This window comes from Thiofilum flexile DSM 14609 (assembly GCF_000380185.1).
Lineage (GTDB): Bacteria > Pseudomonadota > Gammaproteobacteria > Thiotrichales > Thiotrichaceae > Thiofilum > Thiofilum flexile.
Genome location: NZ_KB904780.1, coordinates 1 through 20,663 on the forward strand (window position 1 = coordinate 1; position 20,663 = coordinate 20,663).

The 20,663-nt window shown below is 44.3% G+C and carries 22 protein-coding genes and 1 rRNA gene; 4 read left to right on the top strand and 19 right to left on the bottom strand.

Going from position 1 to position 20,663, the window contains the following annotated elements; translation table 11 throughout:
• Together A3IK_RS0112060 and tyrS are read right to left on the bottom strand one after the other, a co-directional pair.
• Positions 1–259, bottom strand: a 16S ribosomal RNA gene (locus A3IK_RS0112060); the annotation flags it as partial.
• 436 nt (positions 260–695) lie between these two features.
• Positions 696–1,895, bottom strand: a complete 1,200-nt coding sequence (tyrS, locus tag A3IK_RS0112065; RefSeq protein ID WP_020560240.1) for a tyrosine--tRNA ligase — start codon at positions 1,893–1,895, stop codon at positions 696–698.
• 290 nt (positions 1,896–2,185) lie between these two features.
• Here tyrS and A3IK_RS20425 point away from each other — a divergent pair, with 290 nt between their 5' ends.
• Both A3IK_RS20425 and A3IK_RS0112075 read left to right on the top strand, forming a co-directional pair.
• Positions 2,186–3,838: a M23 family metallopeptidase gene (locus A3IK_RS20425; protein ID WP_020560241.1), complete on the top strand. Its 1,653-nt coding sequence runs from the start codon at positions 2,186–2,188 to the stop codon at positions 3,836–3,838.
• A complete protein-coding gene (locus A3IK_RS0112075) occupies positions 3,838–4,956 on the top strand; it encodes an anhydro-N-acetylmuramic acid kinase (RefSeq protein ID WP_020560242.1) in 1,119 nt (372 codons plus the stop codon). The genes A3IK_RS20425 and A3IK_RS0112075 overlap by 1 nt, the downstream gene beginning before the upstream one ends.
• An 89-nt stretch (positions 4,957–5,045) precedes the next feature.
• Here the strand turns inward: A3IK_RS0112075 and iscX (A3IK_RS0112080) are convergent, their stop codons facing one another.
• The 13 genes from iscX (A3IK_RS0112080) to alaC form a co-directional block, all read right to left on the bottom strand.
• Positions 5,046–5,252, bottom strand: coding sequence for a Fe-S cluster assembly protein IscX (iscX, locus tag A3IK_RS0112080; protein WP_020560243.1), 207 nt, complete (start codon positions 5,250–5,252; stop codon positions 5,046–5,048).
• An 86-nt stretch (positions 5,253–5,338) separates the two neighbouring features.
• Positions 5,339–5,545 (bottom strand): Fe-S cluster assembly protein IscX, encoded by a 207-nt coding sequence (gene iscX, locus A3IK_RS0112085; RefSeq protein ID WP_020560244.1) that lies wholly within the window; start codon positions 5,543–5,545, stop codon positions 5,339–5,341.
• Positions 5,546–5,557: 12 nt separating this feature from the next.
• Positions 5,558–5,896, bottom strand: a complete 339-nt coding sequence (gene fdx / locus A3IK_RS0112090) for an ISC system 2Fe-2S type ferredoxin (protein ID WP_020560245.1) — start codon at positions 5,894–5,896, stop codon at positions 5,558–5,560.
• A gap of 3 nt (positions 5,897–5,899) precedes the next feature.
• Positions 5,900–7,765, bottom strand: coding sequence for a Fe-S protein assembly chaperone HscA (hscA, locus tag A3IK_RS0112095; RefSeq protein WP_020560246.1), 1,866 nt, complete (start codon positions 7,763–7,765; stop codon positions 5,900–5,902).
• Positions 7,766–7,792: 27 nt separating this feature from the next.
• A complete protein-coding gene (gene hscB / locus A3IK_RS0112100; protein ID WP_020560247.1) occupies positions 7,793–8,329 on the bottom strand; it encodes a Fe-S protein assembly co-chaperone HscB in 537 nt (178 codons plus the stop codon).
• Positions 8,329–8,649, bottom strand: coding sequence for an iron-sulfur cluster assembly protein IscA (iscA, locus tag A3IK_RS0112105; protein ID WP_020560248.1), 321 nt, complete (start codon positions 8,647–8,649; stop codon positions 8,329–8,331). The genes hscB and iscA overlap by 1 nt, the downstream gene beginning before the upstream one ends.
• A 2-nt stretch (positions 8,650–8,651) precedes the next feature.
• Positions 8,652–9,041, bottom strand: a complete 390-nt coding sequence (gene iscU / locus A3IK_RS0112110) for a Fe-S cluster assembly scaffold IscU (RefSeq protein ID WP_020560249.1) — start codon at positions 9,039–9,041, stop codon at positions 8,652–8,654.
• A gap of 52 nt (positions 9,042–9,093) precedes the next feature.
• Positions 9,094–10,317: an IscS subfamily cysteine desulfurase gene (locus A3IK_RS0112115; RefSeq protein WP_020560250.1), complete on the bottom strand. Its 1,224-nt coding sequence runs from the start codon at positions 10,315–10,317 to the stop codon at positions 9,094–9,096.
• A gap of 22 nt (positions 10,318–10,339) precedes the next feature.
• The gene (locus A3IK_RS0112120) at positions 10,340–10,804 is read right to left on the bottom strand and encodes an Rrf2 family transcriptional regulator (protein WP_020560251.1); all 465 of its coding nucleotides are present in this window, start codon (positions 10,802–10,804) and stop codon (positions 10,340–10,342) included.
• A 77-nt stretch (positions 10,805–10,881) separates the two neighbouring features.
• Positions 10,882–11,652 (bottom strand): serine O-acetyltransferase, encoded by a 771-nt coding sequence (gene cysE, locus A3IK_RS19365; protein WP_020560252.1) that lies wholly within the window; start codon positions 11,650–11,652, stop codon positions 10,882–10,884.
• 166 nt (positions 11,653–11,818) lie between these two features.
• On the bottom strand, positions 11,819–13,249 hold the full coding sequence (gene thrC / locus A3IK_RS0112130; protein WP_020560253.1) for a threonine synthase: 1,431 nt from the start codon (positions 13,247–13,249) through the stop codon (positions 11,819–11,821).
• Between the two features lie 4 nt (positions 13,250–13,253).
• Entirely contained in the window at positions 13,254–14,564 is a 1,311-nt protein-coding gene (locus A3IK_RS0112135) for a homoserine dehydrogenase (protein WP_020560254.1), read from the bottom strand.
• Between the two features lie 12 nt (positions 14,565–14,576).
• The gene (gene alaC, locus A3IK_RS0112140; protein ID WP_020560255.1) at positions 14,577–15,770 is read right to left on the bottom strand and encodes an alanine transaminase; all 1,194 of its coding nucleotides are present in this window, start codon (positions 15,768–15,770) and stop codon (positions 14,577–14,579) included.
• Between the two features lie 147 nt (positions 15,771–15,917).
• Here alaC and A3IK_RS0112145 point away from each other — a divergent pair, with 147 nt between their 5' ends.
• Positions 15,918–16,289 (top strand): Mth938-like domain-containing protein, encoded by a 372-nt coding sequence (locus A3IK_RS0112145; RefSeq protein WP_020560256.1) that lies wholly within the window; start codon positions 15,918–15,920, stop codon positions 16,287–16,289.
• A gap of 13 nt (positions 16,290–16,302) precedes the next feature.
• On the opposite strand, the gene rpoS is transcribed toward A3IK_RS0112145, so the two are convergent.
• The 4 genes from rpoS to A3IK_RS0112165 all read right to left on the bottom strand — a co-directional run bounded on the left by rpoS (position 16,303) and on the right by A3IK_RS0112165 (position 19,513).
• Positions 16,303–17,346, bottom strand: coding sequence for an RNA polymerase sigma factor RpoS (rpoS, locus tag A3IK_RS0112150; protein WP_020560257.1), 1,044 nt, complete (start codon positions 17,344–17,346; stop codon positions 16,303–16,305).
• Between the two features lie 617 nt (positions 17,347–17,963).
• Entirely contained in the window at positions 17,964–18,377 is a 414-nt protein-coding gene (locus tag A3IK_RS0112155) for a DUF3106 domain-containing protein (RefSeq protein WP_020560258.1), read from the bottom strand.
• Between the two features lie 126 nt (positions 18,378–18,503).
• Positions 18,504–18,914, bottom strand: coding sequence for a hypothetical protein (locus A3IK_RS0112160; protein ID WP_020560259.1), 411 nt, complete (start codon positions 18,912–18,914; stop codon positions 18,504–18,506).
• Positions 18,911–19,513, bottom strand: a complete 603-nt coding sequence (locus A3IK_RS0112165; RefSeq protein WP_020560260.1) for an RNA polymerase sigma factor — start codon at positions 19,511–19,513, stop codon at positions 18,911–18,913. Before A3IK_RS0112165 ends, A3IK_RS0112160 begins: the two co-directional genes overlap by 4 nt.
• A 150-nt stretch (positions 19,514–19,663) precedes the next feature.
• On the opposite strand from A3IK_RS0112165, the gene ypfJ reads away from it, so the two are divergent.
• Complete coding sequence (ypfJ, locus tag A3IK_RS0112170; RefSeq protein ID WP_020560261.1) at positions 19,664–20,509, top strand: KPN_02809 family neutral zinc metallopeptidase; 846 nt, start codon at positions 19,664–19,666, stop codon at positions 20,507–20,509.
• Positions 20,510–20,663 lie beyond the last annotated feature (154 nt).

Sequence of the window (20,663 nt, forward strand, 5' to 3'; positions counted from 1 at the left end):
ATCGCAGGCTTGGTGAGCCTTTACCTCACCAACTACCTAATCCAACGCGGGCTCATCCAATAGTGGCCGAAGCCTTTCCTCCGTAGAGCGTATGCGGTATTAATCTGGATTTCTCCAGGCTATCCCCCGCTACTGGGTAGATTCCCACGTGTTACTCACCCGTGCGCCACTCTCATCCCCGAAGGGACTACCGTTCGACTTGCATGTCTTAAGCATACCGCCAGCGTTCAATCTGAGCCAGGATCAAACTCTTCAGTTTAATCTTTGTGTCAATAGCTTAGCTATACTGTTTAATATGAATACTAAACAACACCACTACCTACCAACGTGTTTTTTGCTCAGAATATATAATAGTGAATTACTTTCTTGACGAAAGTGAATACTTGATACATTCTGTTACTACAGATGATTCAAGCACCCACACAAGTTTATTTGCTTTCTTTTTAAATAACGCGTTAAGTCCTTGCTTAACGAGAGGTGCGCACTTTAGTTCGTTTGTTTCATCTTGTCAAGCACTATTTGCTAAACTCGATTATTTTTCTGAACTTCGATTCACACCGGAATCTTTTCAAACTACTACAACTTCAGCTAACTACTTGATTTCTCTTTCGTTTTTGTTTCCGTTGCGTCGTTCGGAGATGCGCATTATATACATCTCCTTACTCCCGTCAACTACTTTCTGAAAAAATTCTGAATTATTTTACAGTGACTCGTGCAAACTTGCGTTTACCCACCTGAAAAACACCCACAAAACCTTTAGTAATCAATAGGTTCTTGTCTTCTACACGTTCGCTATCAATTTTCACTGCATCTTGTTCAATCATACGTAATGCGTCAGAGGTACTACTACATAAGCCTACTTGCTTCAGTAATGATGCGATTTTAATCCCCTCACCCTCAACAACGACCTCAATCTCTTGTAGATCCTCAGGTAAGGCTCCCTTTTGGAAACGTGCAATAAAACTCTCGCGTGCTGCTACCGCTGCGGCTGGGCTATGAAAGCGAGTAATCAGCTCTTCTGCTAAGGAGAATTTTACATCACGCGGATTTTTACCAGCAGCTACTTCTTTTTTGAGGTCCTGAATATCCGACAGCTTGCGGAAACTCAACAGATCAAAATAGCGCCACATGAGTTCATCCGAAACGGACATGATTTTACCAAACATATCGTCGGGCTTATCAGTAATGCCGATATAGTTGCCTAAAGACTTAGACATCTTATTGACACCATCTAACCCCTCTAATAAAGGTACAGTCATCACCACCTGCGATTCTTGACCATATTGTTTTTGTAGCTCACGTCCTACTAATAGATTAAACGTCTGATCTGTCCCACCTAGCTCCACATCGGCCTTTAAAGCGACAGAGTCATAGCCCTGAACCAGCGGATAGAGAAACTCATGAATCGCAATCGGCTGATTCGATTTATAACGTTTATTAAAATCATCACGCTCTAACATACGCGCTACCGTATGCTTAGCTGCTAACTGAATTAAACCTGCCGTTCCCAGCCCAGACATCCAGGTAGAATTAAAAGCCACTTCGGTACGTTCAGGGTCTAGGATTTTAAAGACCTGTTCCTTATACGTCTCAGCGTTTTGTAATACCTGCTCACGCGTTAAAGGTGGGCGAGTGGCTGATTTTCCGCTCGGATCACCAATCATGCCGGTAAAGTCACCAATCAGAAAAATCACATGATGACCGAACTCTTGAAATTGCCTCAGCTTATTAATAAGTACCGTATGGCCAAAATGTAAATCAGGTGCAGTAGGATCAAATCCTGCTTTAATACGCAATGGCTGATTTTTTTTGAGTTTTTCGATGAGTTCTTGTTTGACTAGAATTTCCTCAGTACCACGCTCTAGTTCTCGCAGTTGATCAGCAATATGCTCCATATACCTATCTCATGATTTGACAACAAAATACTTTTAGCCTAAAAAGGCAGAGCTTAGCTTAGCATGAAACGTCCGTAGTGTTACTTTTTTGCTAAGATAGGGATTTTTGATTGCGTTAGTACTAACCCCATTTTTCTTGGGTTTAAGGACTTACCCTTAATGAAAGTACTTGCTGTTATTGTCCACTTTCACTATTAAATTAAGCTGATGTGTTACATGGAGTATTCACTTTGCTGAATTCAGTACAAAGGCGACCCTCCTATAAGAAGAATAAAAAATGGAGCCAAGCTATGGAGCGATATAATCTCCCTAGCGGGGGTATCGAAGTCATTATTACCCAAGACCATAAAATCACCACACGTAATCATTACGATAATTACGTCACTCCTAGCGATAAAATACCCACCATTAATCCGCTGGCTCACTTTCTCAATGCCTCACCTATCCATCATCCCATTCGCTATTTTTTTACGCGCTCATTGATGATGGTTTTGGTGCTGGCTGCTATTGGTAATGTGCCTGTTTATTCGCGTCTACAACTGAACACTCAAACTAATCTTGATGAGCAAATTCGTTCTGCTTTACAGATAGAGCAAGAATTAGCTAGCTTAGATGAAGCTGATCGTCAAGCTGAGGATAAAGCCGAGCGGCTATTAGAGTTGGAATTAGAGCAATATCAATATAATACGACTAGTCCAGATGAGGTTGTTATGCCCTTCCCATTGGATAGCTCGGATGCTACTGACTTAGCCACTACAGAGAGCAAGGTTAAAAATATACCGGCTCCTATTTTCATGCTCCCTAAGGCTGCCGAGTATGGACGCTGGAATCATATTGCTATTACGGAATCTCAGAGCCTAGAAACACTGCTTAAGGCTAATAAATTTGAGCATGTCATACCTGTATTGGCTAAAAACCCCGCTATTGCTGAAAATTTAAAACAATTAAAAGCCGGACGGCGGGTCTTTTTACGTGCCAAAGGTAAAGAGCTAAACCAGCTCATCTATGCTCAAGACAATAATAAAGCCTTTGTTATTACCCGCTGGGGTAGTCAATACCAGGGTGAGTGGGACAATATCCATTACTCTGCCCAAGACACGGAGCTAACTTTCAATATAGTTACGTCCCTCTCCCAATCCGCTCATGATGTGGGTATTCCTAGTACGGTCACCAAGCAGCTTATTCAGATTTTTAAAGACGAAATCAATCTACGTAATTTTAAACAAGGGGATCGTATCGCCCTCATTTTTGAGGACTTTCGCTACAAGGATAAAAGCATTTACAGTGAAAACCTGTTAGCCGCCGACATCCGACACAATCACAAGACTTTTCAACGGGTGCGCTTTAATTCCGCTGGGGGTAAAGCCCATTACCTCAGCCCTAATACGGGTGCTGAACTATTACAACAGACTGCTTTTAATCGTCGCCCCCTACAAGGTGGGCAAATGAGCTCAGGATTTGGCTTTCGTACTCATCCCGTTGTAGGTAAGTGGCGTCTACATAAAGGAACTGATTTTGCAGCTCCTAGTGGAACACCTATTTATGCTACGGGTGCTGGTGTGGTAAAATTCATCGGTCGCCAAAGTGGTTACGGCAAAGTTATTGAATTAAGCCATGAGGGAGGTATTACTACCCTTTATGGTCATATGTCCGCTTTTAAACAAGGACTCGAAGCGGGCAGTAGTGTACAACGGGGTCAAGTCATTGGTTATGTCGGTTCGACAGGACGGTCGACGGGTAATCATGTACACTACGAATTCCGTCAAAATAACGAAGCATTAAACCCAATGACGGTTGCATTACCTAAAACGGGATTATTGACACCTGAAGAACGCTTGGCTTTTAATCGCTATGCAGCGCGTCTGATAAAGCGCCTAGCGCGGCTTCAACTAGATAATGATTCTGCCACTAATAATTTAAAGTTAACACAGCAGGCAAATTGATGGGTGAGACGACACCTTATTACATTGGGCTTATGTCCGGTACTAGCTTAGACGGTATTGATACAGTATTAGTTAGTTTTGAAGAGGGTAGTGTGCAATTACATTACGCGCTTTGCTACCCGTTGACTAATGACTTACGTCAACAAATCAATCAGATACTATCCCCTGAATGGCGTGGGAGCCTAATGGAGTATGGTCATATTGACCAACTCTTAGGTCTACAATTTGCTCAGGCGGTTAATGAACTTTTAGCGCAAGCTCAGATCCGCCCAGAACAAATTAGCGCTATTGGCAGTCATGGTCAAACCATTTGCCACGCGCCTACTGCGGACATGCCTTTCACCCTACAAGCGGGTGATCCTAATCAAATTAGCGAGCACACCGGCATCACTACGGTAGCTGATTTTAGACGGCGTGATATGGCAGCCGGTGGACAAGGCGCTCCTTTAGTACCCGCCTTTCATCGTGCCATATTTTTCAACCCAGAGACTCACCGCACTGTATTAAATATTGGTGGCTTGGCGAATCTCACGGTATTAAATATGGATAGCACCGCGCCCGTTTATGGCTTTGATACGGGGCCTGGTAACACTCTGATTGATCAATGGGCCTTTAAATATACTGGGCAACATTATGATAAAGATGGGGAATGGGCACGGGGAGGTACTATTCACACGGATGTACTGGAGGCTATGCTTAAAGATACTTACTTTAAACTAATACCACCTAAAAGTACTGGACGGGAACATTTTAATCTCGGTTGGGTAGCTAAAAAGATAGGCCATCGTGAAGTCGCGGCTCAAGATGTGCAAGCCACTCTTACTGAGCTAACAGCTATTACTATTAGCCAAGCTTTACAAGAACAAGCGCCACAAACGCAAGAATTAGTACTGTGTGGTGGTGGGGTGCATAATCGCTATTTATGGGAGCGTATTCAGCATCACTGTCCTAATGTGAAGCTTTTAAGTACAGCAGACTTAGGTGCTGATCCTGATTGGGTAGAGGCAATAGCCTTTGCTTGGTTTGCCAAACAAACCTTAGAAGGAAAACCCAGTAATATGCCCTCTGTTACCGGCGCACGGGGTGAGAGAGTATTAGGTGGTGTGTATTCGGCTTGAAACGTCCTCACTCATCTAAGACCGAGTTTCTTCTAATAAAAAAGCCCATAAATATATGGGCTTTTTTATTAATTGCGCAATCATTAGTTTTAAAGCATTCCACGCTCATCTAACCAGACCTTACGGATCGCTTCTAAAGCTTTATCCGTAAGTTTTTCAGGCTCATCCTCAAAATCATCCAACTCCAACACCAAGCTACGTAGCTGTGCGTTTTTAATACTAGCTGGATTAAGCTCTGGATGCGCCTCATCAAGTTCAATCGCAATATCTTGCTTATCCCTACACTTTAGTCCCATCGCTGTTGCCCTCATGATAAGAATGTTTAAGCTAAGGGTGATCTTGTCTAATTATCACTGAGTTGTCGCTGAACCAATAAAAAAAATTAATTCAGCCCTGCTTCGTCAATCCATGCCATTTGAATAGCTTCCAGAATTTTTTCATTAGAATGATCGGGCTGATCATCAAATCCTTCTAGTTCTGTTACCCAACGATGTAAATCGGTAAAACGAATATAACGCGGATCAACCTCGGTATGAGTATCGTATAATTCCTGAGCAATATCAAAAGTATCAGTCCACTTTAAGCTCATCGTAAAATCCTCCTAGTGCTGTTCAGAAACCATATTAATAGTGTACTTTGGTAACTCAATTACCAAGTCCTCATCGCCCACTATTGCCTGACAACTTAAACGAGAATCTGGATCAACACCCCAAGCTTTATCTAAATAATCCTCTTCTAGATCGCTAGCAGGCTCTAAAGATTCTCCCCCTTCACGGACATAAACATGGCAAGTTGTGCAAGCACATGATTTTTCACAAGCATGCTCAATTTCAATATCATTTTGTAGTGCTGCATCACAAATACTCATACCGGCCTTAGCCTCAATCATTGCACCCTCAGGGCAAATGACTTCATGGGGTAGAAATATTAATTTTGGCATGGATTAACCTCTGAATTCATCGACGGTATGACCCGCCATCGCCTTACGAATACTATGATTCATACGCCGCTCAACATAAAAAGCAGCCGCTTGCTCTAAGTGCTTAATTGCCATTTCTATGGCTTGTGGATCAGTACTTTGACGCACAGCCGCTAGCTGCTCACGTGCAGCTAAAATAGTCATTTTTTCTTCATGATCAAGTAGCTGATCGCCATCATTTTTTAAGGCCGAATCAATCGCTTCGAGTACCCGCTCTGCCTCTACTTGTTGCTCACGTACACGTCTAGCAGCAATATCTTCCTGCACACTCGTCACGGAGTCTTGCAATATAGTCATAATTTCGCGGTCACTTAAGCCATAAGAAGGCTTAACCTCGATGCTTGATTTGGCTCCACTCGTTAACTCTTGCGCACTAACACTCAATAAACCATCCGCATCGACTTGGAAAGTTACCCGAATGCGGGCAGCTCCCGCTACCATCGGTGGAATACCACGCAAAACAAAACGCGCCAAAGAACGGCAATGCTCAACCGTATCCCGCTCGCCTTGCAAGACATGAATAGACATGGAGGTCTGACCGTCTTTAAAGGTGGTAAACTCTTGAGCACGGCTTACCGGAATAGTGGTATTACGATCAATGATTTTTTCTACCAACCCTCCCATAGTTTCAAGCCCTAATGACAAGGGAATCACATCCAGCAGCAGCATCTCAGCATCGGGTTTATTCCCCGCTAATACATCCGCTTGTAAGGCAGCCCCTAATGCCACTACTCGATCAGGATCAAGGGAACATAACGGTTCGGTTTGGAAAAAATCTGCCACTTGTGAGCGCACTAAAGGTACACGAGTCGAACCACCTACTAATACGACCTGCTGAATATCGCCTTTAGCTAGATTGGCATCCCGTACCACCCGCCGACACGCTTGCAGGGTTTTTTGTACTAAAGGAGCAATTAATCCATCTAGTTGAGTCCGCGTTAAAAGTCCCGACCACTCCCCTAATTGCACGGTTATTTCATTAGCAGTGCTTAATTGCTCTTTGCTTGCACGCGCCACCACTAAGGCTTCGCGTAATAAACGAGGATTATCTGAGGTACTTAATTCTGCCGCTTGTAGCAAATATTCAGCAATAGCATGATCAAAATCATCACCCCCTAGTGCTGAATCGCCACCTGTGGCTAATACCTCAAACACACCTTTTTCAAGACGCAAAATGGAAATATCAAAGGTGCCACCCCCCAAATCATAAACCGCAATCACGCCCTCTGCTTGCTGATCTAAACCATAAGCTACAGCGGCGGCAGTTGGCTCATTAAGCAAGCGATAGACATTTAAACCGGCTAAGGTCGCCGCATCACGAGTGGCTTGGCGTTGGGCATCATCAAAATAGGCAGGTACGGTAATCACCACACCACTTAGCTCTCCCCCTAAAGCGACCTCTGCTCGCTCTTTAAGCTCCAGCAGAATCTCTGCCGCCACCTCATGCGCCATGACCGTGCCCGCACTGGTTTGAATACGCGGTACAGCACTATCGGTTACAGCGAGCTTAAAGGGCAAATGGCCTGCTAGCGTTTGCATAGTATCCTGCTGACCACGCCCCATTAAGCGCTTAACCGATGCTATGGTATTTAAGGGATCAGTGAGTTGATGAGCTTTAGCCGCATCACCCACTAAAGGCTCAGCATCGGCTTTAAAATACACCACGGAGGGTAATAAATGACGACCCTGCTCATCGGCTAGAGTCACTACCTCGCCACTACGTACCGTAGCAATGAGTGAATTAGTCGTACCTAAATCAATACCTGCCGCTAATCGACGTTGATGGGGTATAGTAGCCATGCCTGGCTCTGATATTTGCAACAGCGCCATAATCATTCCTTATGCAAAAGTGGGGTATTATGCGTCTAAACGTTCTTGTTGACGGCGAATTTCTTCTTGTAAACGCTCATAAAAGCGCAGCTTTAATACAATTTGCTTAGCTCGTTCTAAGTTTTTGAGCGCCCAGACTTGAGCAAATTCACTATAGAGTGTGAGGGTGACTGCTTGGATTTCATCCCCTACCTGATCTAAAGCGTCTAGAGGTTCTGCATCTTCTAATGCCTCCTCTATCGCTTCGCGCCACTGCATTTGTTGAATCAGAAAGTCTCTATCTTGAATAGTATCCAGCTCATCATTCAATATAATACCCGCTTGCTCTAAGAGATAACGCGCGCGTAAGCGGGGATTTTTTAAACCAGCATAAGCTTCATTAATTAATGAAGTAGCCTGTACAGCAAAACGCTTTTCCGTATCGGACTGATTGACATAACGATCAGGGTGAAACTGGGTTTGTAAAGCTCTAAAACGTTGCGTCAACACTACAGGATCTACCTCAAACTGCAGCGGTAGACCAAATAATTCAAACCATTGGGTGGGCAGAGTGATACTTTGCATTACACAGTAAAGCTTTCGCCACAACCGCAACGCGCTTTTTCATTAGGATTAGAAAATTTAAAACCTTCATTTAATCCCTCACGCGTATAATCTAGCTCTGTACCATCTAAGTACACTAGGCTTTTTGGATCTAGAACCACCTTAACACCGTTAGCATCAAACACGGTATCAGTGTCTTCTAGCTGATCCACAAACTCCAAGGTATAGGCCATACCAGAACACCCCGTGGTTTTCACACCTAAGCGTAAGCCAACGCCTTTACCTCGATTTGCTAAAAACCGTTGCACACGCTCTGTTGCTGCTTCAGTTAAGGTAATCATAACTAACCCTGTACTTGCTGTTTTTGTTGATAATCCTCAATAGCCGCACGAATCGCATCCTCTGCCAATACGGAGCAATGAATTTTTACTGGTGGTAAATCCAACTCTGCTGCGATATCGGTATTTTTGATCGCTTTGGCTTCATCTAGCGTTTTGCCCTTAACCCATTCGGTTAATAAGCTACTAGAGGCAATTGCTGAGCCACAACCATAGGTTTTGAATTTGGCATCCTCAATCACACCATTATCATTGACCTTAATTTGTAGCTTCATTACATCGCCACACGCCGGAGCGCCCACCATGCCGGTGCCTACGCTCTTATCACCTTTAATGAAACTACCCACATTACGCGGATTTTCATAGTGATCAATTACTTTTTCACTGTAAGCCATGTTTCTTTCTCCACAATTGATAACTCATTATTGAACACAGTAAAACACTGTTTCAATGAGCTACCCATTCTACTTTACTTAAATCAATACCTTCTTGATGCATTTCCCACAAAGGAGACAATTCACGAAGCTTATCGACTGCTTTTTCAATGCTGATTATCGCTTCATCAATCTCATCTGCGGTGGTAAAGCGACCAATCGAAATTCTCAGTGAACTATGCGACAGCTCATCACTACGCCCTAAAGCACGCAATACATAACTTGGCTCTAAACTGGCACTAGTACAGGCAGATCCAGATGAAACAGCTAGATTTTTCAGCGACATCATTAAGCTCTCGCCCTCAACAAAGTTAAAACTAATGTTGAGATTACCTGCTACCCGATGATCTAAATCACCATTCACATAGACTTCATCAATATGCTTTAAGCCCTCATAGAGGCGATTACGTAGACTTAAGATACGCTCATTATCAGACGCCATTTCGACTCTAGCGATTCTAAAGGCTTCACCCATCCCTACAATTTGATGAGTAGGTAAAGTCCCTGAACGCATCCCGCGCTCATGCCCACCGCCGTGCATTTGTGCCTCAATCCGTACCCGTGGTTTACGACGTACATACAGTGCTCCTATACCTTTTGGGCCATAGACTTTATGAGCCGAAAAACTCATTAAATCAACCGCTAAGGTTTCCATATCGATGGGTACTTTTCCGGCACTTTGTGCGGCATCCACGTGAAACACCGTCTTATTCGCACGGCATAATTCACCAATCGCTGCGATATCTTGAATTACCCCGATTTCATTATTGACGTGCATAATCGACACGACAGTTGTATCGGGACGTAAAGCCGCCTTAAACGCATCAAAATCCAATAAACCATTGGGTAGTGGATCTAAATAAGTGACCTCAAACCCTTCCCGCTCTAATTGACGACAAGTATCGAGTACCGCCTTATGTTCTGTTTTGAGCGTAATAATATGCTTGCCACGGCGAATATTAAAATGGGCTGCTCCTTTAATTGCTAGATTATCGGACTCGGTAGCACCACTGGTCCATACAATCTCTTTAGGATCAGCATTAATCAAGGCAGCTACATTCTCTCTTGCCTCTTCTACCGCAGTCTCAGCCTCCCAACCAAACGCATGGCTGCGTGAAGCAGGATTACCAAATACACCTTGAGGAGTCAGGTATTGCATCATTTTTTCAGCAACACGGGGATCTACAGGTGTTGTAGCAGAGTAATCTAAGTAGATAGGAGAGGTTCTTTGGCTCATAGTAATACCCAAATGCAATAAATTAACGGGCAGAATCTGCCACCATTTCTAGACGCTTTACTTGACGAGCTGCCGTCTGGCGTACATCTGCACGCTCCGTCATATCCGCTAGAGTAATGCCAGATAAAAATACCCGAATTTGATTGCTCAAATCCGTCCATAAATCATGAGTGAGGCAGCGACGATTATCTTGACAATCGCCTAATCCCCCACAACGAGTCGCATCCACATGCTCATCGACTGCAGCAATAATATCAGCAATGGCTATTTCCTTAGGGTCGCTGCAAAGCTGATAACCCCCGCCAGGGCCACGCATGCTTACTACTAAACCGGCTTTCCGTAATTTAGCAAACAATTGTTCTAAGTAAGACAGCGAAATATCTTGGCGCTCAGAGATTTCAGCCAACGATACTGGCTCGCCCTTATGGTGTAGGGCTAAATCCAGCATAGCTGTTACAGCATAGCGTCCCTTGGTTGTAAGCTTCATATTTGGCTCTCCATTCAAACTAAGGGCATCATATCAATACCCTACAAAAACAGTCAAGTATTGTTGGTTTTGTAAGGTCATTGATGGTCGGCGCATACCAAGTCTTTACAATCAATACGTTCGGCATCTAATTTAGGTAATGGTGCCACTTCTAAGTCACCTCCTAAACGTTTTAACTCAGCACACATACCCTCAATGCGCTGATCCATTAAATCAATATGATCCAGCATCCGATTAATACTATTGGCTATCGGATCGGGCATATCCTGAGTCGCGCCATAAGCATCGAATCCCATTTTTTCAGCAATCGCTTCGCGGCGTTTTTCATCTTCTGAGCGATTATTCACTTGCCGCCCCGGAATACCTACCACAGTAACACCTGCGGGTACTTCCTTCACAACCACTGCATTAGAACCAATCCGAGCACCATCATGTACCTTAAAAGGCCCTAATACCTTAGCACCGGCTCCAATCACCACATTATTACCCAAGGTCGGATGACGCTTACCAGGTTGCCAGCTAGTACCCCCTAGTGTCACACCTTGATACAAGGTGCAATCATCACCAATCTCTACCGTCTCACCAATCACGACACCCATGCCATGATCAATAAAAAAGCGCTGCCCTATCTGAGCGCCCGGATGGATTTCAATACCTGTTAAAAAGCGCCCCACATTAGACAGCACACGGGCTATCCATTTTAAATTTCTTATCCATAAAGCATGGCTCATCCGATGAAATAATAGTGCATGTAGCCCCGGATAAGTTGTCAAAATCTCAAATACATTTCGCGCCGCAGGATCACGATCAAAGATGCAATACACATCTTCACGCAGGCGTTTAAACATGAAAACTTCCTTACTTACTGCCAGAGCTATGTTCTACCCTAGTCATGCAATGACACCCAAATTCCTGACTAGATTATAAGGTCAAAGATAGCAGTATTGAAATAATATTATTTTTACAACATAGCAACACCGATATTTAGCAGTGTTGCTGATTTAATAGAGTGAATTAGATATGTTGTGTGATATAAGCTTTGATGGCATCAACGCTAGCATCCATGACTTCAAAGCGTTGTGGTAAAGCCTCTAAATGCTCCATACCCTTAGGACGAGACGGCTCTTGATGCAAAGCCTCACGAATCGACTCAGCAAACTTAGCCGGTTGTGCTGTTTCTAGCACAATCATTGGCACATCAGCCTCACGTCTTTCCCAAGCAACTTTCACACCATCAGCAGTATGGGTATCAATCATCACACCATAATCATTCCAGACTTTACGAATGGTATTTAAACGATCTGCATGGGTACTGACACCCGACTGAAAGCCAAATTGCTCCGTAACAGCCTTGAAAGCTGGGGATTGACTCAAATCGAATGCGCCCCCTTTATCCACCTCACCCCACAGCACGCGAATTTGTTCGGCATCGCGCCCCATCAGGTCATAAATAAAGCGCTCAAAATTCGAGGCCTTAGAAATATCCATAGAGGGGCTACTAGTATGATAGGTGTTTGCAGAGCCGCGTGGACGATACACACCAGTACGGAAGAACTCGTCTAATACATCGTTTTCATTGGTAGCAACGACTAAATGCTTAATCGGTAAGCCCATCATGCGGGCAATATGCCCGGCACAGACATTACCAAAATTACCGGAGGGTACACAAAAACTAACCTGCTCGGTATTGGCCTTCGTCGCAGCAAAATAACCTTTAAAGTAATACACCACTTGGGCAGCAACCCGCGCCCAATTGATAGAGTTCACCGCACCAATTTGATGAGCTGCTTTATAAGCATGATCATTAGAGACCGCTTTCACCATATCCTGACAATCATCAAATACCCCGCGCACGGCAATATTGAAGATATTCTCATCCGGTAGGGAAAACATTTGCGCGGTTTGGAAAGCACTCATTTTTTGATATGGGGAGAGCATAAAGACTTTTACGCCCTTTTTGCCGCGCATGGCATACTCTGCAGATGATCCGGTATCACCCGACGTCGCCCCCAAAATATTAATACCCTGCCCTGCTTTGCCTAAGACATATTCAAATAGATTACCCAATAGCTGCATAGCCATATCTTTAAAGGCTAGTGTTGGCCCATTGGATAAGCCCAGAATATGTAAATTTGGCGCTAAGGTGCGTAAGGGCGTAATGTCATCAGCCTTTTCATCGGAGCGGGTATGGCAATAGACCTCTGCTCGATAGGTACGCTTAATAATATCGCGCAAATCTTCTGCGGGAATATCCGTAACAAAGCGTGACAATACGGCAAAAGCGAGATCGTGGTAACTCATACCACGCATAGCGCTTAAATCCGCATCCGTAAAAACGGGATAGGTTTCGGGCAAATACAAGCCCCCATCCGGCGCTAAACCACCTAATAAAATTTGGCTAAAGCTTTGGGCAGGTGACTGACCACGAGTTGAAATATAGTGCATAATCTTAGCCCAAAGTCTCCATCCGAATACGAGTGACCTCGCCGCAGATACTATCTAAACGCTCAATGGCTTGAATTGCTTCATTCATATTACCCTCACGGACTTTGTGAGTGAGCATAATAATGGTCGCTTGGCTTTCATTGGCTTTAGGTTCTTGCTGCAGGAAGGCTTCAATGCTGATTTCACGATCACCTAAAATCTTAGTAACCTCCGCCAATACACCGGGGCGATCCTCTGCTTGCATGCGTAAATAGAAAGAGGTTTCTACTTCTTCAATAGGCAGAATCGGAGTATCGACTAATTGACCTGCTTGGAAGGCTAAATGGGGCACTCGATAAGTAGGGTCTGTGGTCATAGTGCGTACCACATCAATAATATCCGCCACTACCGCCGAAGCCGTCGGCTCAGAACCCGCGCCCGCGCCATAGAATAAAGTAGGCCCTACGGCATCACCTTTCACCAGTACCGCATTCATAACCCCATCGACATTGGCAATCAAGCGGCGCTCAGGAATAAGGGTTGGATGGACACGTTGCTCAATCCCTTTATCCGTGCGGCGAGCCATCCCTAGATGTTTAATGCGATAGCCTAATTTTGAAGCATATGCCACATCTTCTGCGCTAATACGAGTGATACCTTCGATATAGGTCTTATTAAATTGTAAGGGAATACCAAAGGCAATTGAGGATAAAATCGTTAACTTATGCGCCGCATCAATACCCCCTACATCAAAGGTAGGATCGGCTTCAGCATAGCCACGGCGTTGTGCTTCGGCTAATACATCATCAAAACTACGCCCATGATCACGCATTTCGGTCAGAATAAAATTACTCGTGCCATTGATAATGCCGGATAACCACTCAATACGATTCGCAGCCAAGCCCTCGCGTAATGCCTTAATCACCGGAATACCGCCGGCGACGGCTGCTTCAAACGCAATCATCACGCCCTTTGCTTGGGCAGCAGCAAAAATCTCATTACCATGTAATGCAATCAGCGCTTTATTCGCTGTCACGACATGCTTACCGTTAGCAATCGCCCGCATTACCATATCACGCGCCACGGTATAGCCCCCGATTAACTCAACTACAATGTCAATCGCTGGATCTTGCACAATATCCATCACATTGTTCGTCAAGCGCACATTGGTTAAACCTAACCCTGCAGCACGGCTAGTATCCAACGCAGCTGCATAGTCAATCACAATTTCACGTCCTGCACGACGCGCAATCTCTTGTGCATTACGCCGTAAAACCGTTGCAGTACCACCACCAACAGTGCCTAAACCGAGTAGACCAACCTTAACAGGCTCCATGAATACATCCTCTCACTCTTTTATTAATTTATCAGCACGAAACATTTGCTTAATTCCCCGTAGTGCTTGACGGGTACGATGCTCATTTTCAATCAGTGCGAAGCGTACATGATCATCACCGTATTCACCAAATCCAATTCCGGGGGCTACCGCTACTTTGGCATCATTTAATAGCTTTTTAGCAAATTCTAATGAGCCTAAGTGTTGATACTCTGCTGGGATTTTTGCCCAGACAAACATACCGGCTTGTGGTTTTTCCACCGCCCACCCTGCTGCACTCAAACCCTCACACAATACATCGCGGCGGTTTTGATACATAGCCCGAATCTCTGCCACGCACTCTTGAGGGCCGTCTAAGGCTGCTATTGCCGCCACTTGAATGGGAGTAAAAGTGCCATAGTCTAAATAGGACTTAATACGCTCTAAGGCTTTAACCAAAGTAGGATTACCACACACAAATCCTACCCGCCAGCCCGGCATATTATAGGTTTTAGATAGGGAGTAGGTTTCTACAGCAATATCCTTAGCACCCGGCACTTGTAAAATAGAGGGGGGTAAATAGCCATCAAAGCCTAATTCACCATAAGCAATATCGTGTACGACCCAGACCTGATGCTCTTTAGCAATTGCCACTACGCGCTCAAAGAAATCTAAATCCACACATTGCCCTGTCGGATTGCCGGGAAAGTTGAGAATAAGCATTTTAGGTTTAGGGTAAGAATTACGAATAGCTGATTCTAATTCAGCGAAAAAGTCCTTTCCCTCAACCAAAGGCACATGACGAATATCCGCATCTGCAATAATACTGCCATAGGGGTGAATCGGATAAGCCGGATTCGGCACTAAGACGGTATCACCGCGACTGAGCGTTGCAAGCATAAGATGAGCTAGACCCTCTTTAGAACCAATGGTGGCAATAGCCTCGGTTTCGGGGTCAAGATCTACATTAAAACGACGTTTATACCAAGAACAAATCGCTTTTCTGAGTTTAGGAATACCGCGTGACATGGAGTAACGATGGGTATCGTCATTTTGGACACTTTCTACTAGCTTCGCCACAATGTGCGCTGGCGTTGGTTGATCAGGGTTGCCCATCCCAAAATCAATAATATCCTCCCCTCGTGCTCGCGCCTCGCGCTTTAAAGTATCGGTCACTTTGAATACATAGGTCGGTAAACGATTTATCCGTAAAAACTCATTTTGCACGTTAATCTTCCTGTTGCGTAACAAACCCAACGAGTGGGGACTTGATAAAGGAATAGGTCACATTACAATTCACCTGTTAACCTGTCAATTACAAGACCTTGCTCTAGTAATCGAAGCCATGGCAGGGGGAGTTAGGAAGGATCTACGATGAAATTTAGTGAAACACTCTTAGACAGTAGCTATCGGATCACGGGCTATGATAAGGATTCGATTTGGGTGAATGGACAACCCTGTAAACAAGCTATTTTATTAACCGCACAGTCATTAGAGACACCGTGGTTAAACAAAACATTTGCCCAATGGGACGTCCATGATTTAGAACCACTTTTGCAAATAAAAGCTGAAGTATTACTGATTGGTAGCGGAAGCCACTATCAACCATTGGCTCCGCGCTGCTACCAATTACTTGTCGAGCGTCAGCTGGGGTTTGAAATCATGGATACCTCAGCAGCCTGCCGCACATTTAACTTATTATTGATGGAGGCTCGCTCTGTAGCTGCTGCCCTATTTATTAATTAACGCTAATGCCCCCTTATAATCCTAATAAGCTTTCGCTGGATAAGCCTTTATTTTCTAAAATGCGCCGTAAACGCTTGAGAGCCTCCATTTGAATTTGACGTACCCGCTCACGAGTCAAGCCTAAAGCTGCCCCGACTTGCTCTAACGTAGCCCGCTCATAACCATGCAAACCAAAGCGGCGCACTATAACTTCACGTTGCTTTTGATCTAGCTGTACTAACCAACCCTCAACCGACTGGGTAATATCATTTTCTTCCATGGCGGCGGTGGGGCAATTGCTTTCTTCAGGCGCAATAAAATCCACAAGTGGGCTATCACCCTCTTTACCAACAGGGGTATCTAGAGAGGTCACACGCTCATTGAAATCGAGTAATTTACGCAGGCTATCCACTGAGCGTCCGAGAGCTTCAGCCATTTCGACCATACTCGGCTCGCGTCCTAACTGTTGCGTCATTTCACGGAGTTTACGCATGTAGCCATTCAGTTCTTTATTGACGTGAATGGGTAGGCGAATTGTCCGGGTTTGATTCATTAAAGCGCGTTCAATATTTTGTCGAATCCACCACGTCGCATAGGTCGAAAAGCGAAAACCACGCTCTGGATCAAATTTTTCGACTGCATGGATTAAACCCAGATTGCCTTCTTCAATCAGATCCGACAGTACCAGACCACGTCCCATATAGCGGCGAGCGATTTTAACCACTAGGCGTAAATTCGATACAATCATCTTTTGGCGGCCTAGCTCATCACCTTGACGGGCTAAACGACCATAAAACACTTCCTCCTCAGGGGTTAATAAGGGTGAAGCCTCAATTTCTCGTAAATATAATTGAGTCGCGTCGGGGTCTGAAAGCGAACGTTGAAGGGCGGTTTCTACTGCCTGCTCATCCTCTTCCGTTAGTAATAGCTCATCATCAGCCAGCAAATCTTCGGCTAATTCTGTCTCATCTCCTTCTAGCAGGGTATCGGCTTCCTCATGATTGAGGTCAGCCGCTGCGAGCGTTGGCTCATAACTAGGCTGAGTACCTTCTTCTTTGAACATCATGGCATGAGGCATCATACAACTCCTTTGTTGTCCTAGGCACATATGAATGATACAGCTGGGACTGTTTCATCCGTTTACTCCCCAATTAACACGTTCTAATTTTAATGTGCTGTAACGCTAACACAAATTCTCACCCTATAAAATAGCTGAACGCTAACTTAACAGTGATATTTTTCACAGAAAACCGGTTAAGTTATAGCCTAGCTATCCCTTCTTTTTGTTATTTAGTATGAATACAAGCTGAATATGACAACCCATTTATCAAAAAATATAACTTTATCAGCTATTTTTAATACGAATTGGTCCACTAACACTCTATATGACGATAGTTAATTTATTATTAATACTATCAATCTTAAAAACAATCAATACCTATTCTATGCTTTATACTTAAAGAACAGAGTACTAATACTACCTTTAGATTATTGCCAAAATGGTTATTTCATAGCCTATTCCCATTAAGCTATTATTGTGTCGTAACAAGTACCGTTTTTAGCGCTCAGAAAGGACGTTTAACAGACAAACGGTAGAAATTTAACTACGAACTGACAGGAAAACCCCTATTCTTAGCTTTAGCTTAAAGTTTTCACTCCATGTATTACACTAATAACCGCCCAACTAGCCTATTTTTAATGATTAAAGCGCTGTTGTAAGGACTGTATGTACTGTTCACGTTGTGAAGGGGTTAATTGCGACCATTGGCGCTGTAATTGCCGCTGCTCTACTTGGGGTAAACGTTTCAGCCACTTCCACCATAATTTGATACGTTGCTGCTTATGCAGTGGTAATGCTTTAAAGCGCTGTAATTGATCCGTTAATTGTTGACGTTGCTCTGGGGATAAATGCTGCCAACGTTGATAACGCTCCTGTAGACTGGCACGTTGCTCATCAGATAAGGTAGCCCAACGTTTAAGCACAGCTTGTTGTTGGGTTGAGAGTTGCGCCCATTTACTTTTAAAGGGTAATAGCACTTGCTGCTCTGTGACGCTCAAAGCGCTCCAATCCTCAATAGCCCAACTACTATTGCCCCATATACTGCTCACTATTAAAATCCTGAGCATTGTAACTTTCATAGATGAGCTTTCCCTTACAGTGATGGTCGCACTTAAATCACGTATTGCTGAAAAAGATAGTACTTCAAGTACCTTATTATGCTAGGTCAAAGACGCTTAACTATGCTCTGCTACTAACCATGTATACAAATCCCAATACTCGACTATATCTAATTCATCCTCATACGCTAACATGAACTCGATACTGGACACATCTAATTCTGCTGGTAATTTACTCACAACGGCTACCCTACTAGGTGGAGTAGAGATGGCTGGAGCCGGTGGAGCATAAAGCTGTATAGATTGACTCAAAACAAGAGACGCTATACCCGCCACTACTAAACCTGAAAACCATCCCCAATACCGCAGGTTATGTTTATTTTCTGCAGTTAATACTTGATGGCGTATCTGAGTTAAACGCGATTGAGTTGCCATATCTAGCCCTTCAGCCTCTCGATCTAACTCTAACTTTAAACCATGGGCAAAAAGCTCGGTCGAATGCGTTGATTTGGGTGCAGAAGCTGTCATGAAAGATCCTCAAGCTTTTCACGTAAATGATGTATCGCACGCGAGTAGTGCGTTTTTACACTACTCTCCGAGCACTTCATAATAGTAGCCGTTTGGGCAATATCGTAGCCTTCCCAAGCGCGTAGTACGATAGCCTGCCGTTGACGGGGTGGTAACTGCCCAATCACTTGCAATAAACGTCCATTTAATTCCTCGACCATTAATTGATGCTCTGGCTCCAAAAATACCTCTTGCACCACCAAATCTTCGGGATCAAGATCATCCTCAGGGTCATTATGAAAAAACACTCGCCAGCGATTCCGCACATATTGACGTCGATGCCAATCATTAATCTTACTTTGCAAGATAGTGTGAAACAGCGGCCCCCACTCCGCCTCACTGCGCTCTAAATAACGTTGTACCAATTTCAACATTGCTTCTTGCACAATATCTAAGGCCTCATCAGCATCCTTAGTCGCCCAACGTGCAACAATAAAGGCCTTTTTTTCTACACCCTGTAGAAATTGGTTCATTTTTATGGCTCGGACAGAGGTCGCGTTTCCTTGCTCCTCTGACTCGGCGTGACCCCGCACAGCCACTTGTGACTCAGCAGATTTCATAGCTTTTGATCCCTTAAGCACCGTTACGACTGGGAATCACACCGTATAACGTTTTAAATCCCACTACTGTTGACAATACTATGCACCCCTTATGAATTCTGTGAAATAATGCCCGCGTTATTGTTATCAAAACCACGCCGGAGAATAAACATGCGTTGGAGAGATGGACGCCAAAGTTCTAATGTTGAAGATAGACGTCAAATCGGTACCGGAGCTAAGGTTGGCGGCATCGGGGTCATTGTTATGGCTGTGATTGGACTCCTAATGGGAGCCGATCCGATGCAAATGTTAGGTATGGTAGGCAATGAATTTATGGGGGGAAATAATCAAACCGTCAGTTCGGGAAAAGTAGCGGGCAATGATGAAGAGGCCAAATTTGTCTCCACCGTGCTAGCCGACACCGAAGATGTCTGGACACCACTCTTTAGGCAAATGGGGGGGCGTTATAATGCGCCTAAGCTGGTCTTATTTACCGATCAAATTAACTCTGCTTGTGGTTACTCAACGGCTGCAACTGGGCCTTTTTATTGTCCGGGCGATCAAAAAGTTTATATCGATCTGGGGTTTTTCAATGAATTGAATAGCCTTGGCGCACCCGGTGACTTTGCCCGTGCTTATGTATTAGGTCATGAAATTGGGCATCATGTACAAAATGAGCTAGGTATTTCTCAACAAGTCACTACGTTGCAACAACGTATGGATGAAACGAGTGCCAATCGCTTATCGGTGTTACTGGAGTTACAGGCCGATTGCTATGCTGGAGTTTGGGCGAATCATGCTCAACAACAGCGTAATATTTTAGAGCAAGGGGATCTTGAAGAGGGCTTACAGGCCGCCGCCTCTATCGGTGATGATCGCCTACAACGTATGTCAGGGCGACGGGTGAACCCCGATGCCTTTACCCATGGCACCTCTGCTCAGCGGGTACAGTGGTTTAAAACCGGCCTACAATATGGTGATATGAGACGCTGTGACACCTTTAAAGGCAATATCTAATCATTGCCCACCCTGTTATAAAAAATAACAGCCTAAAAGGGGTTTTAGTTAAGTAGGTATACCAAAGTAAGCGGGTATTTCTGGAGCAGTCTTGGCGGCAGGGAAGCCGCCTTGTAGCGTACAAGGATGTATTCACAGCGACTGCGAAAGAAAT

Bases quoted from the DNA above. Each gene is read 5' to 3' on its own strand.
- tyrS (WP_020560240.1), bottom strand. From the start codon at position 1,895: ATGGAGCATATTGCTGATCAACTGCGAGAACTAGAGCGTGGTACTGAG.
- A3IK_RS20425 (WP_020560241.1), top strand. From the start codon at position 2,186: ATGGAGCGATATAATCTCCCTAGCGGGGGTATCGAAGTCATTATTACC.
- A3IK_RS0112075 (WP_020560242.1), top strand. From the start codon at position 3,838: ATGGGTGAGACGACACCTTATTACATTGGGCTTATGTCCGGTACTAGC.
- iscX (WP_020560243.1), bottom strand. From the start codon at position 5,252: ATGGGACTAAAGTGTAGGGATAAGCAAGATATTGCGATTGAACTTGAT.
- iscX (WP_020560244.1), bottom strand. From the start codon at position 5,545: ATGAGCTTAAAGTGGACTGATACTTTTGATATTGCTCAGGAATTATAC.
- fdx (WP_020560245.1), bottom strand. From the start codon at position 5,896: ATGCCAAAATTAATATTTCTACCCCATGAAGTCATTTGCCCTGAGGGT.
- hscA (WP_020560246.1), bottom strand. From the start codon at position 7,765: ATGGCGCTGTTGCAAATATCAGAGCCAGGCATGGCTACTATACCCCAT.
- hscB (WP_020560247.1), bottom strand. From the start codon at position 8,329: ATGCAAAGTATCACTCTGCCCACCCAATGGTTTGAATTATTTGGTCTA.
- iscA (WP_020560248.1), bottom strand. From the start codon at position 8,649: ATGATTACCTTAACTGAAGCAGCAACAGAGCGTGTGCAACGGTTTTTA.
- iscU (WP_020560249.1), bottom strand. From the start codon at position 9,041: ATGGCTTACAGTGAAAAAGTAATTGATCACTATGAAAATCCGCGTAAT.
- A3IK_RS0112115 (WP_020560250.1), bottom strand. From the start codon at position 10,317: ATGAGCCAAAGAACCTCTCCTATCTACTTAGATTACTCTGCTACAACA.
- A3IK_RS0112120 (WP_020560251.1), bottom strand. From the start codon at position 10,804: ATGAAGCTTACAACCAAGGGACGCTATGCTGTAACAGCTATGCTGGAT.
- cysE (WP_020560252.1), bottom strand. From the start codon at position 11,652: ATGTTTAAACGCCTGCGTGAAGATGTGTATTGCATCTTTGATCGTGAT.
- thrC (WP_020560253.1), bottom strand. From the start codon at position 13,249: ATGCACTATATTTCAACTCGTGGTCAGTCACCTGCCCAAAGCTTTAGC.
- A3IK_RS0112135 (WP_020560254.1), bottom strand. From the start codon at position 14,564: ATGGAGCCTGTTAAGGTTGGTCTACTCGGTTTAGGCACTGTTGGTGGT.
- A3IK_RS0112145 (WP_020560256.1), top strand. From the start codon at position 15,918: ATGAAATTTAGTGAAACACTCTTAGACAGTAGCTATCGGATCACGGGC.
- rpoS (WP_020560257.1), bottom strand. From the start codon at position 17,346: ATGCCTCATGCCATGATGTTCAAAGAAGAAGGTACTCAGCCTAGTTAT.
- A3IK_RS0112160 (WP_020560259.1), bottom strand. From the start codon at position 18,914: ATGACAGCTTCTGCACCCAAATCAACGCATTCGACCGAGCTTTTTGCC.
- A3IK_RS0112165 (WP_020560260.1), bottom strand. From the start codon at position 19,513: ATGAAATCTGCTGAGTCACAAGTGGCTGTGCGGGGTCACGCCGAGTCA.
- ypfJ (WP_020560261.1), top strand. From the start codon at position 19,664: ATGCGTTGGAGAGATGGACGCCAAAGTTCTAATGTTGAAGATAGACGT.